The 19,240-nt window shown below is 34.1% G+C and carries 12 protein-coding genes; 11 read left to right on the top strand and 1 reads right to left on the bottom strand.

Translation table 11 applies throughout. The features are described from left to right. The 11 genes from A9G08_RS06395 to A9G08_RS11830 all read left to right on the top strand — a co-directional run bounded on the left by A9G08_RS06395 (position 1) and on the right by A9G08_RS11830 (position 16,720). Positions 1-3,027: a virulence factor SrfB gene (locus A9G08_RS06395; RefSeq protein WP_065562899.1), complete on the top strand. Its 3,027-nt coding sequence runs from the start codon at positions 1-3 to the stop codon at positions 3,025-3,027. Beyond that, positions 3,024-5,696, top strand: coding sequence for a putative virulence factor (locus tag A9G08_RS06390; RefSeq protein ID WP_065562898.1), 2,673 nt, complete (start codon positions 3,024-3,026; stop codon positions 5,694-5,696). The genes A9G08_RS06395 and A9G08_RS06390 overlap by 4 nt, the downstream gene beginning before the upstream one ends. 126 nt (positions 5,697-5,822) lie before the next feature. Then, positions 5,823-6,884 carry a hypothetical protein gene (locus A9G08_RS06385; RefSeq protein WP_065562897.1) on the top strand — a complete coding sequence of 354 codons (1,062 nt, stop codon included), beginning with the start codon at positions 5,823-5,825 and terminating at the stop codon, positions 6,882-6,884. Positions 6,885-6,896: 12 nt separating this feature from the next. Beyond that, positions 6,897-8,861, top strand: a complete 1,965-nt coding sequence (locus tag A9G08_RS06380) for a vWA domain-containing protein (RefSeq protein WP_065562896.1) — start codon at positions 6,897-6,899, stop codon at positions 8,859-8,861. 3 nt (positions 8,862-8,864) lie between these two features. Then, on the top strand, positions 8,865-9,578 hold the full coding sequence (locus A9G08_RS06375) for an ABC transporter ATP-binding protein (protein WP_065562895.1): 714 nt from the start codon (positions 8,865-8,867) through the stop codon (positions 9,576-9,578). A 10-nt stretch (positions 9,579-9,588) separates the two neighbouring features. Next, positions 9,589-10,812, top strand: a complete 1,224-nt coding sequence (locus A9G08_RS06370) for an ABC transporter permease (RefSeq protein ID WP_065562894.1) — start codon at positions 9,589-9,591, stop codon at positions 10,810-10,812. Then, positions 10,769-12,376, top strand: a complete 1,608-nt coding sequence (locus A9G08_RS06365; protein WP_065562893.1) for an SUMF1/EgtB/PvdO family nonheme iron enzyme — start codon at positions 10,769-10,771, stop codon at positions 12,374-12,376. Before A9G08_RS06370 ends, A9G08_RS06365 begins: the two co-directional genes overlap by 44 nt. Beyond that, positions 12,376-13,065 carry a hypothetical protein gene (locus A9G08_RS06360; protein ID WP_065562892.1) on the top strand — a complete coding sequence of 230 codons (690 nt, stop codon included), beginning with the start codon at positions 12,376-12,378 and terminating at the stop codon, positions 13,063-13,065. The genes A9G08_RS06365 and A9G08_RS06360 overlap by 1 nt, the downstream gene beginning before the upstream one ends. Position 13,066: 1 nt before the next feature. Continuing rightward, a complete protein-coding gene (locus A9G08_RS06355; protein ID WP_065562891.1) occupies positions 13,067-13,552 on the top strand; it encodes a hypothetical protein in 486 nt (161 codons plus the stop codon). Between the two features lie 58 nt (positions 13,553-13,610). Continuing rightward, the gene (locus A9G08_RS06350; protein WP_065562890.1) at positions 13,611-15,065 is read left to right on the top strand and encodes a VWA domain-containing protein; all 1,455 of its coding nucleotides are present in this window, start codon (positions 13,611-13,613) and stop codon (positions 15,063-15,065) included. A gap of 53 nt (positions 15,066-15,118) precedes the next feature. Continuing rightward, a complete protein-coding gene (locus A9G08_RS11830; RefSeq protein WP_065562889.1) occupies positions 15,119-16,720 on the top strand; it encodes a VWA domain-containing protein in 1,602 nt (533 codons plus the stop codon). A 105-nt stretch (positions 16,721-16,825) separates the two neighbouring features. Here A9G08_RS11830 and gyrB read toward each other — a convergent pair whose 3' ends face one another. Next, positions 16,826-19,237 (bottom strand): DNA topoisomerase (ATP-hydrolyzing) subunit B, encoded by a 2,412-nt coding sequence (gene gyrB, locus A9G08_RS06340; RefSeq protein WP_065562888.1) that lies wholly within the window; start codon positions 19,235-19,237, stop codon positions 16,826-16,828. Positions 19,238-19,240: the final 3 nt, after the last annotated feature.

The following is a 19,240-nucleotide window of genomic DNA, read 5'->3' as shown; positions in this document are numbered from 1 at the left end:
ATGCTTCCAGAAATACGCAATTATGGTCAAGAAGTCACACTTATCATGAATAGTGGAATTCAGTTTCTTGATTTTGCATTAAAAATAGATTGGAAAGATAATAAATGGCGAAGTAAAGTTAATGGCTGTTTTATTGATCCATCAGAAAGCGGAGCACTAGTTAGATTAATTGAAGATATCGATAGTGGTAAATTTTTTGCGCCGGATAATCTCTCTTTTGCTGTTACGCCAACTCAAGAGATAAGTGTTGACCAATCATTAAAACTGTTTGATGGCATTTGGTTACCTGTGCCAGTTTTAAGATCAATGCCACCAGAGCGTTTTGATAAAGGCCCGCATAACTGGAGTCGAGTTCGAATTGTTAGTATACCAGAAGGTGAAGATGCTGATGGCAATACACACCGCATTACATTCGCCTTCGATACAAAAATTTTCAGCAATATGCAGGACGTTGCTTATTTAGCGCCGACTGAAAATGATGTCAAAACAGGAGCTGTTTTTAGTTTAGCTCATCGTTCAGATCAAGTTGCTTGGTACTTAGAGCAAAAGTGGATCACCAGTTGGTTAATTGATCTATTTCAAGAGTTAGCGCCCCAACCAGAGCGACTAAAAATTCATAAAGATGATATTGAGTTAGAAATAAATAATAAAGCTTACTATGGTCATTATTTAAATATTCTTAATTTGCTTGCTGATTCATTACAGTTACCAAAAATCAAAATTGTCTCAAATAATCGAGATGATGTGGTTAAATCAATTCCTGTTGATATGATTTTAGATGTTGGTAATTCTAGAACATGTGGAATACTAATTGAAGATCACGTTCAAGATAAAGATAGCTTAAATCGTCGCTATGAGCTTGAAATTCGGGATTTAACTCAACCTGAACATATCTATAATGAACCGTTTGAGAGCCGAGTAGAATTTGCACAAACCTTTTTTGGTAAAGAGCACTTTTCTTTACAAAGTGGACGACGTGATACTTTCCGCTGGCCTAGTATTGTACGAGTTGGAAAAGAAGCCAGTCGTTTAGCTAGTCGTCGTGAAGGGAACGAAGGTGCAACTGGGCTTTCAAGTCCAAAACGTTATTTGTGGGATCAGGAGAAGTATGAGCAAGGTTGGCGATTCAATTCTCATTATGTGAAGAGCGATCATGAACCCTTTGCAACGGCAGAGCCGTTCTCTAGCTTAATTAATGAATATGGTGAAGCACTGCATGTCCTCAGTAATGAAATTGAGGAAGAATTTGATCGTAAAATGCCTGTGTTTCATCCAAAATATTCACGTAGCTCACTAATGACATTTATGCTATGTGAAGTATTAATGCATGCTTTAATGCAAATAAATAGTGTTGCTCAGCGTAATAAGCTTGAACACGCTAGAACGCCTCGTAATTTACGTTCAATTATTCTTACTATCCCCCCAGCGATGCCAAAACCAGAACAAGCTATCTTTAAAAGCTGTGTTTATCAAGCTATCGGTTTGGTATGGAAAAGTTTAGGTTGGGATAGTTCTGACGATGATATAGATTTTAGTGATCCTGAACAATTAAAAAGTATATGGCCAAACATCCCTGAAATTTACATTCAGTGGGATGAAGCGACCTGTGGCCAAGTGGTCTATCTCTTTAATGAAACTCAAAACAATTATAATGGTCGATCAGAAGAGTTTATCGCTTCAATGGTCAGACCAGATAAAACCAATAAACAAAAATTAACGATTGCGACCGTTGATATTGGTGGTGGCACAACTGATTTAGTTATAAATGATTATGAACTTGATTATGGTGCTAATAAACAGCTTAGTGGCAGTAATGCTTACATTGTTCCGACACAACGTTTTCGTGATGGATTTAAAGTCGCTGGTGATGATATTTTACTTGATATTATTCAAGATACTGTTTTATCTTCGCTAAACAATGGCCTAAAACAAGCTGGGCTTGCAGATCCTAATCCGATTTTATCTACTATTATTGGTTCTCAGCAGGTATCAATACAAGATGCAGTACTGCGCCAACAATTAACTTTACAACTGTTTACGCCAGTAGGCTTGCATGTATTAAAGCTTTATGAGCTTTATGATCCATTACATGCTGAGCAGCATGTTTATAACATGACATTTAGTGAATTACTGCAAAATAATGCGATGACCGATCATGTTCTGAATTTTATCAATGAACCGATTAGTCGAGCATTAAATAATCCTGAATTTTCTGTGCTTGATTTAAATGTGGAAATTGACCTTAAACGTATTCATCACTTATTTATTCGTGGTGATTATTACAATATTTGTAAAACGTTTGATGCGTTATCAGAGATTATTAGTTGTTATCAATGTGATGTATTGTTATTAACTGGCCGTCCTTCGCGGCTGCCTGGTGTACAAAGTTATTTCCGTTCACGATTATCAATGCCAGTAGGACGTATATTACCATTACATGGTTATTATACAGGTGGATGGTATCCATTCCATAAACAAGAACGTATTGATGATCCAAAAACAACGGCTGCTGTTGGCGCTATGTTATGTTTTCTAAGTAAAAACTTAAGATTACCGAATTTCTATTTTAGATCATCGAATATGGATTTATATTCAACAGTCAAATACATTGGTTTGTTAGATAATCTAAACATGATAAAGAAAGAAAATATTTATTATCAAGATATTGATTTAGATGATCCTGATTATGATTTTCCTGACCATTCTTTCGAAATTAGAGGCACAACAAGGCTTGGTTTTAAACAGCTTGAAATCGATCGTTGGCCTGCATCACCAATTTATATTTTGACTATTGAAAATAGTGATGTGGCTAAACGGTTGAGTGCTGAGGGTGTGGTTTTAGAGGTAACTTTAGGCATTAAAAATCGACAAAAAACTGTTGAGAATTTTTATATTAAAGATGTCAAAGCTTCAGATGGACGTGCTTGTAATAAAACCAAGGATATCAAACTTAATTTAAACACAATGGTAAATTCAGGTTTAATTAGCACACAATATTGGCTTGATAGTGGAATGATAAAACGATGAAAAATTTAAATGAACAACTCCCTAAATCCTGGGAACAGGTTTATCAAGCATCAGAACAAGCAATAGAGTGGGTGAGTCAAACCCGAGATTCATCAAAGCGTTTGAACAATGAGGCTGATAACTTAATTCTAGATCTACGTCGTTTGCGTAATAGCGCAAAACGATTAGGTGATGTGTCAACCAAGTCTGTTGCAGTGGGCTTTTTTGGATTGTCGCAAGCAGGTAAATCTTATCTCATTTCAGCGTTAGCTGCGGGTGAGAATGGTAAGCTTGAAACCGTTGTCGATAATGAAATATTAGATTTTATTGATCATGTCAATCCTGTTGGCGGTGGTAAAGAGGCAACGGGACTTGTTACACGATTTAGTCGTACCGCTAAAGGTGGCATTGCCAACTATCCGCTAGAGCTTAAACTTTTTCAAGAAATCGAAATTGTTAAAATTTTAATTAATGCATATTTTAAAGATTTTGATCAACAGAAAGTTGTGAATAAGATTGAATTTTCAGAGTTAAATCAACTTATTCAACAATCTGAAAATAAAAAACAATCTGATTATACGGGTGGTATAACTGAAGATGATATTGTTGATCTCTATGATTATTTATCTGAAAACTTTGGTAATTCACTTGAAGGTTTAAAAGGGGGGTATTGGGAGAAAGCTGTGTCTTTACTACCTTATCTTTCGACTGTAGACCGAGGTGCTTTATTCTCTGTGTTGTGGGGAGGCATAAGTGAACTCACTGCAATTTATGTGCAGTTAGCTACGACCTTGTCAAGTTTAAACCATGCTAATACTATTTATGCACCTCTTTCAGTATTGGTGAAGGAGCATGATGGTAAAAAGTCACAGGTTGATAGCATAATGAATGTTGATATGCTTGAAAGGTTAAATACGGAGAAAGATTCATCTGTATCCGTTACACCACTTAATGGAATACCAACTTCGATATCATTAGCTCAATTAGCTTTTTTAACCGCAGAATTAATCTTCCCTTTAGTAAATCAAACTCGAGTACCAACTTTTGAGAAGGTCGATTTACTTGATTTTCCTGGATATCGAGGTCGATTAAATTTAATTTCTATCTCTGATGTTAAAGAAGGTAATCCAATTGCTCAACTTTTATTGCGTGGTAAAGTTGCTTATCTATTTGAGAAATATACTGATAGCCAAGAAATGAATGTTTTGGTTGTTTGTACTCCATCAGATAAACAGTCAGATGTTAATGATGTTGGTCCAGTATTAGAACGTTGGATTGATAAAACGCAAGGTGAAACTGCTGAGAAAAGAGCCACTAAAAAAGCTGGCTTGCTATGGGCTATTACCATGTTTGATAAAAGAATTGGAGCATCATTACATCAATCAGAAGATAATCTAAGTAATACTTGGGGTAAAGGTGGATTATTACAACAAACTATTTTAGAACGTTTTGGTAGCTATGATTGGTTATCCAATTGGTCAAATAATGGTAAATTTAATAATGTATTTTTGGTTCGTAAACCTGGATTTGATGTACCGTTTTTAAATGTCGACGCCAAGGCAAATCTTGAACTATCTTATAATGATAATTATCAACAAGAAATGTCAATTTTGAAAAAGACATTTGTTGAAAATCCAGATATTAAAGAGTATGTAAGCGATCCAGACCAAGCTTGGGATGCGATGTTGAAGCTAAATGATGGTGGAATTGGTCGAATTAGTCAATATTTAGAACAAGTCGCTATTACTGAAGTTAAACAACAACGAATTGTTGAGCAACTTAATGAGAAAATAGATTATATCATCAATATGCGTTTTGATACTTGGTATCAAGCTGGCAGTGATGAAGAACTTGGTAAGAAAAAACAAATCATTAGTGGTGTAGTAAAAGAACTACAAGGTAAAGCATTATTATTAGGCGAACTACTTAAAGTTTTAGAATTGCCTGATCAAACTATTCGAGCCCTATATCATTCAAGCCATATAAATAATGAAGTTAGCAGTACTGGTAGTGATGATATATTAGATAATTCTTCAAACGATTTTGGTTTAAATACAGAGTTTGAGCTGTTCCCCGATTCTAGCTCTCCTCTAAAACCTAAAGCTGTTGCTAGTTTACCTACTGAATCAAAATTTGCGAAAAACGTATTTACTGCATGGTTGGAGCATTTAAGAAATATTGTATTAGATAAACATATATTACAATTTTTTGGACTTGAGCAAAAATCACTCTCTTTTATTGTTGAAGAATTAATAACTGCCGCTAACCGTTTAAAACTTGAAGCAAGTTTAACGCAGAAAATTTTAGATATCGAAAATATGGGAAGTAAACGTGATGATCTTGAGTCTCGACAAATTAGCTCTATTCATCTCTTTTTGACCGACTTTATTGCTTGGCTTGGGTTTATTCAAGGGCAAGCAAATGAAATACCGACAAGCCGTGTTAATCAAGGTAAACCTATATTTTCTTCACCATTGAGCCAATTTTCAAGTCAATTATCTCATCCACTTCCAGTGCTTGATGATAAGACTAAAAATTATTCTCAGTTTGCTATATTTGATTGGTTTATTGCATTTGCGGTGCTGGCACAAGAAAATGTCGGGCATCACGCTGGGCGTGAAATTAGTCAAGAACAAAATTCTCAACTTGGTGAGGTTTTAACTATCTTCAAACAATCGCAAATAAAATAATATGTTGTGATTATATTAGATGGTTATCATTTAATAATTATAAAAAAGGTAGCTTAAACTACCTTCTATTATGAAAGATTTATCAATCCATATTGATAAAATTATAATTGTGAAATAGAGGATATCATGGCATTAAAAATTGAATTAGAAGGCTACAAGCCAGGTATTGCTAAATTTTTGGCACAAAAATGGAATGGTAGTGCCGATATTGATATGCTTATTCAACGTAACCAGGATGGTTATTATTTATCAGGTCTTAATCAGTGGGGACCAGAAAAAAATTGGCATACATTAACTAATATGTCGGTAGATAATGAGCAATTAACTGGCCAAGTTGATGAGTGGTTAGTTGACTCATTATTGTCTCAAGAAAACCGTGTTAGATTTCTTATTCAGATCCGTGATAAGCAAAATGAAAGCTATACCGATAGTGGTGTTGTTAATATTGGTAAAACAGTATTTCCGTCATCTGCTCTAAATACTCAACAATCTGATGCTATAGAAGAAGATAAAATTGAACCTGATGAGATTGTTTCGAATTTTACTGAATCAGATTCGAAAGCACCTTCAGAATCTGCTGTTCCTCAAACTGAAATGCCTGTTGCTGAAGAAGAAAATCAGGTAATTGCCGAGCCTGAAGTTGAAATAGAAGCAGCTCCTGAGCCTGAACTTGAACCTGAACCAGCAATTACACCAGAAGAAGTTTCTACTCCACAACCAGTTAAATCAAAAAGTAAAAAGGGAATAATTATCCTAATTTTTATCACATTATTAGTTTTAGCTGGTCTAAGTGTAGCGGCATGGTATTTCTTCTTTTCAAAAGATCAGAGTCCTTTGACTGCGACAATGAATAGTCAGTGTGATGTTACAACAGCAAACAATAATGATCTATCTTTTATTCAACAGTGTTTACAGTCAAAACCTGATACGGATGCAATAATTGAGATAATAAATCAAGCAAAACAAGCCAATAAATGTAATATCGCACAGCGTTTATATGCTAATCAGTCTTTGCTGAATGCTAAAATTGCTTTACTTTATGCTAAAGAATATGATGAAAAATTTTATCAAGATAATCAGTGTTTTAAAGTTGATAAAGGTACCGCAATTTATTGGTATGAAACATCATTAAATAATGACCCTAATAACGTTTTAGCTAAAGAACGTCTAGCTGAATTGCAAAAATAATAAGGTGCAGGTATGAAAAAAACAGTCATTTCAATATTGATTATCGGATTTAGTCTTACTTGCTTACCTATAGTTACGTCGGCTTTAGAACCATTAAAGCAAGCAGGTAAAACAACACTTTATCAGCGAGTTCTTAGTACTCCGACGTGTGAATTGAAGAAGAATATTAATGATGTTAAAGGCCAATCAGTACCTGCGTTTTCTCGTTATTATGTCTATGAACGTAAAAATGAGAATAATCAAGAATGGTTGAATGTTGGTCCAGATTCTTACGGCAATACAGTTGGTTGGATTAATAATTCATGTGCGGTTGAGTGGAATATGCAATTGACTTTAGTGTTCACAAATCCAGTTGATCGTGACCCTCTGTTATTTTTTAAAGATAAAGCATCATTATCCTCAATTGTTGATGCGGATAATCCTGAAACGTTATTAAAGCCTATTCGAGACGAACTAAAAGATAATAAAGCAGTACCACAGATTCTGGCTCAAGAACCGAAGGAATTTGTTGATTTCAAGAATAATTTTTATTTATTACCGATTTTACAAGGTGAGGAGGTAATGAATGGTCAAGGTTTTTATGAACGAATTTTAGAGGTTGCTTCAGTTAGTAAACAACAAACAGTCGTTAAAAGTAATAATAAACCATCTACCTCATCTTCGGATGATAATACTAATCAAGTTGCTCCATTCAAAGCTGCAATTGTGTTTGTTATTGATTCAACGATTTCGATGGATCCTTATATATCGAGAACAAAAGAGGCTGTTGAACGAGTTTATCAGCGTATTGAAAAAGAGCAGTTACAAGATCAGGTTAAATTTGGATTGGTATCCTTTCGTTCAAGCTTAAAAGCTTCGGATAAATTGGAGTTTGTCAGTAAGATATTTGTAGATCCAAATCAAGTAAAAAATAAGGAAGAATTCAAAAAACTTAGTGCTTCTCTTAAACAAGCCACGGTCTCAACAACTTATTTTGCTGAGGACTCTTATGCGGGCGTTGCACAAGCGTTAAATGATATTAATTGGAATAATTTTGGCGCTCGATATATGATTCTAATTACTGATGCAAGCGCTATTCCTGGCGATGATAAGCTTTCAAGTACAGGTATGGATGCTGCTCAATTACGACTTGAAGCACAGCATAAAGGTGTTGCAATTTATGCTTTACATTTAAAAACGCCAAGTGGTGAAAAAGATCATCAAGTGGCCGAAAAGCAATATTCTGATTTGACCTATAACGATTTTATTCATAAATCACTTTATTATCCTGTTAATGCTGGCGATGTAAATGAGTTTGGTAAAAAAGTAGATTCATTAGCTCAAGCATTATCAGAGCAAGTTAAATTAGCCTATAAAGGTGAGTCTTCAGTTGGTAATGCCCTTAATGCCAAAGATGATAATGACTCTAATATGTTAAAAGATGCTTTACTATTAGGTAAAGCAATGCAGCTAGCTTATTTAGGTGATACTAACGGCACTAAGGCTCCGTCAGTTTTTAAAGCCTGGATAGCTGATAAAGACTTTGTTAAACCGACAATTCCAACAGCAGAACCTAGAATTTTACTAACTAAATCACAATTAAGTGATTTAAGCGATATTGTAACTAAAATCGCTAATGCTGCTAATGATGGGTTAATTTCTGCCGATGATATGTTCTCACAATTACGTTCTGTTGCTGCTGCGATGGGGCAAGATCCAAGTAAATTAAAATCAGATTCAGTCACAAAAATTGCTGATTTAGGACTATTAGGTGAATATTTAGATAATATTCCGTATAAAAGTGATGTAACTAGTCTTGATCAAGAGACATGGAAAAGTATGAGTGGGATTGAACAAGAAAAATTCATACGTAATCTAAATAGTAAAGTACGTTATTACCAAAAATGTAATGCTGATGTTGATCGTTGGATATCACTATCTGAAGGTAGTGACCCTAGAGAAAACGTTTACCCGATTCCGTTAGAAATGTTGCCATAAAATATGTTAACTATAAATAATTTGGTGATTTCTAGACCGATCGGTAAATCTTTTTTTAAGGTTTGTTTGCCTGAGCTTTCGGTGAAAGCAGGGCAAGTGGTTGTCATTAAAGGTGATAGTGGTTGCGGTAAAAGTACTTTACTTGAGATGATAGGCTTAATTCTTAAGCCAGATGAAGTCGATTGTTATAATCTTATGGTTGATAATGAAACTTATGACATTGCTAATGTGATTCATCAGAATAATATTAATCAATTAGCCAATATCCGAGCGCAATATTTGGGTTTTATGTTACAAACTGGTGGATTACTTCCATTTTTAAATATTAAAAATAATATTTTGTTATCAGCTAAAGTATTGCGAAAACCTGTTGATTCTAATCGATTTGACTATTTGGTTGATAAACTTAATATTGCTCATTTATTGAATAAATATCCGAAACAACTATCTATAGGTGAAAGGCAACGGGCATCTTTTATTCGATCTATTATTCATAAACCCGCGTTATTATTAGCTGACGAGCCAACCTCTGCTCTTGATCCTTATAATGCAAATTTGTTATTTGATTTAATAATAGAACAAGCTCAACAAGATAATATTGCTGCAATGATTGTTACACATGATTGGCAAAGTATTGAAAATAAAGGGTTGTTCACTTTATCGGCAAAATTAACATCTATGCAATCGTCAGAATTTTTACCGTCCGTTATAAAGTAAGGTGTAAAATATGGATAAAGTAACATCAAAGTGGCGGTTTATTTCTCGATTATCATTGGCCGATTTATGGTATGACAAGAAAGTATCATTTTGTATTATTGCTTCAATAATATCAGTTATTACACCCTTGTTACTTTTGTTTAGTTTAAAATATGGTGTTGTTGCACAGCTACGCCATCAATTACTTAATGATCCACAAAATTTAGAAGTAAAAATTGTTGGTAATTTACAATTTGATCAGTCAATGTTTGATTGGATTAAAAACCAACCTGAAACTGCATTTGTTATTCCTCTTACACGTTCATTGAATACCCAAGCAGATATGTTTAAAGATTCTGGACATTTTGTTAATAATGTTGAAGTTCTTCCAACAGCAAAAGGTGATCCGATAACCCAAAATATGCCATTGATTAGTCAAGAAAATCAAGTTTTATTGAGCGCTCTAGCTGCTGAAAAAATGCAAGCAAAAATAGGAAGCCGAGTAAAAATGGTAATCACAAGGCAACTGGATGGCAAAATTGAAAAAGGTATGACGGAATTGGATGTTATTGGCATTGTGCCTGAAACTTATTATGGACGTGCAGCCGGCTTTGTAAGTTTAGACCTTTTAATTGAAATGGAACATTTTTACGATGGTTTTCAAAGTGAAATTTTTTCAACCGGAACCGGTTTGGCTAATTCTACTTATCCTGATTCATTTGCCAGAGCGCGAATTTATGCCAATTCTCTTGATAATGTTGCGCCTTTATCATTGAAATTACGTGAAAAAAATATAGAAACTCGAACACAAGCAAATGCAATTGAAAATATGCAAGCAATTGATAAGGTACTTAGTTTTATTTTCAGCGTGATTGCTATTACCGCAATTTTTGGTTGTATATTATCCTTTAGTGGTTCATTTTTATCTAATATTGAGCGAAAGCGTAAAGATATTGCTTTTATGAGACTTATCGGATTTAAGTCTAAGGAAGTGATGTTTTATTTGCTTACTCAAGCGATGGCATTAAGTTGTTTAGCTTTTATTGTTTCATGTGTACTTTTTTTATTAGGGAATTGTACATTTAATCTGGTCTTAGGTAAAAATTTAGTTTCACAACCAATTGTAAGTCAATTACAATTTTATCATTTTATTATCGCATTTGTATTAACGTTATTTATATCATTTGTTGTTGTTGCGATAGGAGGACGAGGTGCTATTAGTATTCAACCAGCAGAAAGTCTACGCGAAGCGTAATTTTAGACCAGTTTTCTTGGCAATTGGATTAGGTTTAATTTCGAGTATAAGTTATGCTGAACCATGGGATAGTAAATTTTATAATCCCAAACCTTCAAATGATGACGTTATTTTACCTATGCCATGTGAAGGCAGTTTGGTGATGAAAAAAGTTTTTACACCAACACGTAAACTACTAGATGATGTCAAAATTGTTTTAGGTAGTAATAATAAAGAATTAGGTTTTGCTGAGTACGCGACTCCTAATTATATATCTGGTAGTTTTTCCGATGCTGGTAAGGAAAGGTATTTTCTTATTGGTAAATATGAAATTACTGCACTTCAATATCAAGCTGTTATGAATGATACTTGTCCAACCGCTAAACCTAATCTTATTTTCCCAATTACTGAAGTTAGTTGGTTTGATGCCGTTGCTTTTACTGATAAATATAATCGATGGTTACTTAATCAATCTACAGTTAAATCAATTGATGTACCTAAAGGTTATGTTCGATTACCCAGTAATACTGAATGGGAATATGCAGCACGAGGTGGGTCTAAAGTTACGGAATCGGAATTTAGAGAATCAAGATTTCCTATGACTAATAACTTAGAAAATTATGCTTGGTTCTCAGGTGCTAAATCAGCAAATGGTAAATTGCAGCTTATTGGGCGATTAGAACCTAACCCTCTTGATATCTATGATATTTTGGGTAATGCAAGTGAAATGATGTTTGATTCATTCCGTATGAATAAGCTTGATCGTTACCATGGACAACAAGGCGGTATGATTGTTCGAGGAGGCAGTTATTTAACCCCTGAATCCTCAATGACAACAGCTATTAGAACGGAAAAACCTTATTATGATGCTCAAAGTGCATATAAAAGCAAAGATGTTGGTTTTCGTTTAGTTTATACAAGTGAAGTTATTCAGTCGAATGATCTGGTAAAACAGCTCGATCAAGAATGGAACGAATTAGGTAATGGTGCTGGCATTTCGAAGAATGAGAATGTTGTCAATGAACTTGAAAAAATCACTAAACAAGTTGATGATGAAAAAACTAAAAAGGAATTGAATCAACTAAATGCCTTATTACGCAGCGCTAATCAAGCGCGAGATGAACAAAGAGACCGCTCGATTCAATCAGCACTACAATTAGGTGCTTTCCTCTGTGCTAATGTATCAGATTTGAATGATAAATTTGAATATAATAATAATCTGTATGAAACAATGACTGAAGAAATCTGTGATCCAAACGAAATAGATTCTTTAGATGATGAAAATATGTGCTCGAAAGTGAAATTAAATAATTTAAAAAAGGTCTTAGATGAATCTAAAAAGGCGCGTGATTTTATACTAAAATATTATTCTGATACGATTGTAAATACTGCTACAAATTATGAAATAGACACGATTAATAATCAATCTAAACCCACACAATTTATTTTAGAAAATAGTGGTAAGGCTAATATGAGTGATTATTTAAAACTCTATTTCAAACATATTAATCAATATATTGAATCAGGGAAGATCGAGCGTTCCACTTGGCTTCAAACATGTAATGAAATAAAAGGGAAAAAATAATGAATAAACTAATAGTAACGATAACCTTATGTATCTCAATGGTTTTAACTGGTTGTCAGAATTCGGGTGGGGCAAGAACTAAAGGTGTAGATCCTACCTTAACTAAAAGTAATAGTGCTAAGTTCTTTAGTAAATCAGCATGGCAGTCTTGCGCTGTAGGTGCAGGTGTAGCTGGTGTTGGATGTTTTTTATTAGGTGGTAAAGCAGGTACTTGTATTGCGTCAGCTGCAGTGGGTTGTGGTGTAATGATGGGTGCAAATTACTATCTTGATACTAAACGTGCAGAATACGCTGATGCCGAAATGCGACTTGATGTTTATATTCAAGATGTTCAGCAAAATACTTATGAAGTTCAAGCTGTAACAGAAACAGCTAAAACTGTATTAGATAAAAATTTAGCAACACTTAAAACATTAAATAATCAAATTAAGTCACAAACAGTGAATAAAACCGAAGCTAAACGTGATTTAACTCAAATTGATGCTAACATTGCTTATTTAACAGATAAATTATCTCGTATGAAAAAAGTTGAAAGAGATTGGATATCAATTTCTGCTCAAGAACGACGATCAGGCGTAAACGTTTCAAAACTTGATAAACAAATTAACCAATTACATAAACAAATTGCTGTGCTTGAAAAGCAAGTCAACCTTGTTACTCAGCAACGCTCAGCAGTGAAGGTAAGCTAATATGAAAAAGATTTCACTTATTTTATTACTAAGCTCGCTCGTTTTTTTGAGTGGTTGTTCAACAACGCCAGAACAGTGCGATCCAACCAATACAAACATTGGTATTTTGGACAAAATTAGCTGTAATTATTCTGGTAATTATCAAGCTCGTATTGATAAGAAAGAACAAATATTAGAAAACGAGAAAAGAGCTAATGCGCAGTTTAGAGAAATTTACGCAACTATTGAGAGACAGAAAAACTCTACATCACTGAGTGTTAAACAAAAACAAGCTCAATTACAAAAATTAAAAACTGAGTTAACTCAGTTAACCAATGAGGTCAAAGCAAAAGCTAAAAATCGTAATGATCTTCAAGCTCAAGTTAAAGACATTGAACAGCAGATGAATAAAGTTAATAATTCAAATGCATCTGACATTGAAAAACAAGTTGAGTTAGATAAGTTAAATAAAAAGCTTCAAAGATTACAAAAAGCGTTAAATATTTAACAATGATTTGATATTGATTAACTAAAAAATTTGTTGAACATAGGGAAATAAAGAAACAATGCAGCGAATAACAAGAATTATATTTGATAATGGTGATCCTAATAAAGCGTCTTTGTTAGAACAATATAATTCTTTGTTAGCATTGTTAAAAAGAAATTTAACAGAGCGGACGTTTTCAATTTTAGGTATTCCTAAGTTAATTGATAATAATCAATATGTTGGTTGGTATAGTAATCTTGAAGGTCAACCTGTCTTACTTAGTAATATTGAAAACGAGGAACATAAAAAGCAGATTGAAAAAACGCTATATACTCGGATTAATGACATTGAATTAGCGATTAAAACGATGTCATTAACAATCGAAGAACAAACTTTAATATCAACCTGGTTGCCGAGAATTAAAAGTTTGGGTAATACAATTTATGTTATCAACGATGATCCGGTTATAGTTAATACTTTTGAAGAACCTATTTTACCTAAATCTCCTATAACACCACCGGTAGTTCCACCAAAATCATTTTGGCGGTGGTGGTATTTCTTGTTGCTTGCCTTATTTTTAATTGGATTGCTTGGTTTACTTTGGTACTTCTTCTGTCCATATGGAAAAGAAAAAATACCTGAGCAAATAATTGCTCAAAATGTAGAAGAACATAAAACGGAACCAACTCCAATAGTTGAACCACCAAAAGAGCCTGAAATAAAATCGGTACCAGAAGATGTTAAACCTGTTGTTAAACCAGAACCAGTTCCTGAACCTATTCCTGAACCTATTCCTGAACCTGCACCTGCACCTGCACCAGTAGAAAAAACAAAAGATTGTGTACCTAAAGAAGAAGTGCTCAATAATAAAGACGCACCTAAAATGGTTTTGATTTTCGATAATTCAGCTTCCATGACAATTACCTTAATGGAGTCACAAGCAAGTATTAATAAGTTTTTAAAAGCTAATTTTTATTCAATGACTCGGAAAGAAGCTGAAGCTTATGAAAAGCGGATGACCCGTTTACCTAATCGTTTATCAAAAAGCAAAGAAGTTGCAGTAACAAGTATTGATAAAATACAACAAAATATCGATATTTCACTTGTGACATTAACAAGCTGTCCGGCAGCACAAACAACACCATTTTATTCTTATCAAAATAGAGAAAAACTAAAAAATAAAATTAAACGATTGCGTCCTTTAGACTATAACAGTGCAACACCATTATACAGTGGTGTTAAACAGGCGAGTAAACTCCTTGATGGCGTTAATCGTGATGATTATATTTTAATTATCAGCGATGGTGAGGATAATTGTACTCGTGCTAATATTTGTACCCTTGCTACTAAAATTGCAGCAGAAAAACCACGTTTAAAAATAAATATTGTTGATATAGCTGGGCAACATAAAATAGATTGTGTTGCAAAAAGAACGGGGGGAAATGTTTATATAGCTAAAAGTCCAACAGAGCTTATTAATCAAATGAATAATGCAGTTTCAAACATGAATATTAGTAAGCCTATTTGCGAATAAAATACCGAGTAATTTTTCAAATTACCGGCTAGTGATGAGGATTAAGTTAAGAAATGCAAAGAATAACTCGCATAGCTTTTGAACAAAGTAATTTAAACAAGATGCAGTTACTGGAACAGTATGGCTTTTTACTTTCAATACTTAAACCACATCTAACCGCTAGAACATATTCAATTTTTGCTACACCAAAATTAATTGAAGACAATCAATATATAGGTTGGTATACAAATCTTGAAGGGCAACCCACCTTACTTAATGACATAATTGACGAATCTCATAAATCTGAAATTAAACAAACTCTAGCTACTAGAATCAATGATATTGAAACAGCAGCAAAATTAATTTCTTTAACTAATGAACAAAAAACTCTAGTTTCTTCATGGTTACTGAGAATTAAAAACCTAAAGAATAATATTTATGTAATCAATAATGAGCCGGTTATTGTCGATACATTTGAACCTATCGAACTACCAATTGCTCCAGTAATAGTACCAAAACCTTTCTGGAAATGGTGGTATACTTTGATTTTAGCCTTACTTTTATTAGCAGCTTTAGGATTATTATGGTACTTTTTTAATCCTTTTAAAGAATCTAAAAACGTCGAGCCTATAACTGTCAAGGAAGAAAAAAAAGTAGAGCCAACTGTTGAACAACCAAAAGAACCAGTTATTAAGCCTCAACCAGAGCCTGAAGTAAAGCAAGAACCTAACGTTCCTGAACCCCAACCTGTTGTTAAACCAAAACCGGTTCCAGATCCGATTACTAATCCTGAGTCTAAGCCTGAAGTAAAACAAGAGCCTAAAGCTCCTGAACCTCAACCTGTTGTTAAACCAAAACCGGTTCCAGATCCGATTACTAATCCTGAGCCTAAGCCTGAACCTAAACCTGAACCTAAACCTGAACCTAAACCTGAACCAAAGCCAAAAGTAAAAAATCCACCAAATTGTATTACTAAAGAAGAATTAGCCAAAAATAGTAATCCATCTAAAATGGCATTAATATTCGATAATTCATTATCGATGACTGTAACTTTAGCTGAATCACCAATGGAAGTCGGGCAATATTTCAATTATTTAAGCTATGGTTATCCGAGAGGTATGTCTCAGCAAGATAAAATAGATTATGACAAACGAATGACGCGTTTACCCACTCGCTTATCAACCAGTAAAAAAGTTGCATTAACAAGTATTGATAAAATACAGCAAAATATTAATATTTCATTGGTGGCACTTAATGGTTGCCCAGTAGCCGATACTACGCCTTTTTATAATTATTCAAGTAGAGGTGCTTTGAAAAGTAAAATTAATAGATTAACACCAAGTGCTGCTGGTGGTGGAGGAACACCACTTTATAGCGGATTAGAAAAAGCCAGCCAAATGCTTGACGGTGTAAAACGTGATGATTATATTCTTATAATTAGTGATGGTGAGGATAATTGTACGCGTGCAAATATTTGTACTCTTGCTAATCATATAGCTACCCAAAAACCTCGTTTGAAGATAAATATAGTAGATATTGCAGGTGAACATAAAATAGACTGTATCGCAAATGCGACAGGTGGCAAAGTGTATATTGCACAAAGTCCTAAAGATATGATTAGGCAGATGAATAAAGCTGTTTCAGACTTAAAAATCAATAGGTCTGTTTGTCAGTAATTAAAGTTAATAGATGGAATTTATCACATAAAATTACTTTTTAATTTTTAATAAATTTGCAAAAAAAAACCAGACACAATGTCTGGTTTTTTATTAGATAATTAATTAGAAATCCAAATTAGCTGCTTTCAAGGCATTTTCTTCAATGAATAATCTACGAGGTTCAACCTCATCACCCATTAATGTAGTAAACAATTGATCTGCTTCAATGGCATCTTTAATGGTTACTTGTAACATTCTTCGGCTTGTTGGATCCATGGTTGTTTCCCATAATTGTTCTGGGTTCATTTCACCTAAACCTTTATAACGTTGGATAGTTAATCCACGACGAGATTCACGAATTAACCAATCAACTGCATCTTCAAATGAGCTAACTGGTTGTTTTCTCTCACCACGTTGTATAAATGCGCTTTCCTCAAGTAAATCTTTCAATTGTGATCCTAAATGGCAGATATTTCGATATTCATTACTATGAATAAACACTTGATCTAACGCATAATTAGTATCCACACCATGTGTTCTTACTTTAATAACAGGTATATACAATTCTGCTTTTTCGTTGTAATCCGCACTATAAAGGTAGGTACTACCGTGTTGTTCTTTATTAGATAGTTTTTCAACAATAGATTTTGCCCAATTTTCAGCTTTGTATTGATCTTTCAAGATATTTTCATCTAATACTTCCTGATAAACTAATTCTGATAATAAGGCTTTAGGGTAGCGACGTTCCATTTTAGTAATTAATTTTTCGACTTTCTGATATTCGGCAATTAATTTTTCTAAAGCTTCGCCAGCTAAAGCTGGAGCATGGTCATTAACATGTAATGATGCATCTTCTAATGCCAAAGCGATTTGGAATTGAGTCATTGCATCGTCATCTTTAATATATTGCTCTTGTTTCCCTTTTTTGACCTTATATAGTGGTGGTTGAGCAATATAGACATAACCTCGTTCAATGATCTCAGGCATTTGACGGTAGAAGAATGTTAGCAATAATGTTCTAATATGCGATCCATCAACATCGGCATCGGTCATAATAATAATGCTATGGTAACGCATTTTATCTGGATTATATTCATCACGGCCAATGCCACAACCTAAAGCAGTAATTAACGTTGCTACTTCTTGTGAAGAAAGCATTTTGTCAAAACGAGCTTTTTCAACATTTAGAATTTTACCTTTTAACGGTAAAATTGCTTGGTTTCTACGATTTCGTCCTTGTTTTGCAGAGCCACCTGCAGAGTCCCCTTCCACTAGGTATAGTTCAGATAAAGCTGGATCTTTTTCTTGGCAATCAGCAAGTTTTCCAGGCAAACCACCTAAATCTAAAGCGCCTTTACGACGTGTCATTTCGCGAGCTTTTCTTGCTGCCTCACGAGCTCTCGCTGCATCGATAATTTTACCTACTACAATTTTTGCATCTGAAGGATTTTCAAGTAAATATTCAGCTAGTTTTTCGCCCATTACAGACTCAACTGCTGATTTAACTTCAGATGACACCAATTTATCTTTAGTTTGTGATGAGAATTTAGGATCAGGCACTTTTACTGATACAACAGCAATTAACCCTTCTCGAGCATCATCACCTGTAGCACTAATTTTTGCTTTTTTGCTATAGCCTTCGGTTTCCATGTAGTTATTTAATGTACGTGTCATAGCGCCACGGAAGCCAGCCAAGTGAGTACCACCATCACGTTGAGGAATGTTATTTGTAAAACAATAGATATTTTCTTGGTAACCGTCATTCCATTGTAGTGCAACTTCGACACCAATATTATCTTTCTCAGTACTAAAATAAAAAATCTTTGGATGAATTGGGTTTTTATTTTTATTTAGATATTCTACGAAAGCTTGAATACCACCTTCATAATGGTAATGTTCACTTTTACCTGTACGTTCATCGGTGAGTTTGATTGAAACACCTGAATTTAAGAATGATAGTTCGCGTAATCTTTTTGCCAGATGGTCATACACAAATTCAATGTTAGAAAAAGTTTCTGGACTTGGCCAAAAACGAACATATGTACCTGATTCAGTTGTTTCACCAATGATTTTTAGCGGTTCTTCAGGAACGCCTAAATGATAAATTTGTTTATGTATTTTACCTTCACGATAAATCACTAATTCTAACTTATCTGATAAAGCATTGACGACTGAAACACCAACACCATGTAAACCACCAGACACTTTGTATGAATTATCATCAAATTTACCACCGGCATGCAAAACAGTCATAATAACTTCTGCTGCGGAAATACCTTCTTCTTCATGGATGCCAGTAGGTATACCTCGACCATCATCTCGTACAGAAACGGAATTATCAGGATGGATTGTAACTTCAATATGGTGACAATAACCAGCTAATGCTTCATCAATGGCATTATCTACCACTTCAAAAACCATATGGTGAAGCCCTGTTCCATCATCAGTATCACCAATATACATACCTGGGCGTTTTCGGACAGCATCAAGTCCTTTAAGTACTTTAATGCTGGAAGAATCATAAGAGTTAGACATGGA

It is taken from the genome of Gilliamella sp. wkB195, assembly GCF_001690445.1.
In the GTDB taxonomy this organism is placed as follows: Bacteria; Pseudomonadota; Gammaproteobacteria; order Enterobacterales; family Orbaceae; genus Gilliamella; species Gilliamella apicola_E.
The sequence above is the reverse complement of the archived record's forward strand: the minus strand, read 5'-3'. Positions and strand labels throughout refer to the sequence as shown.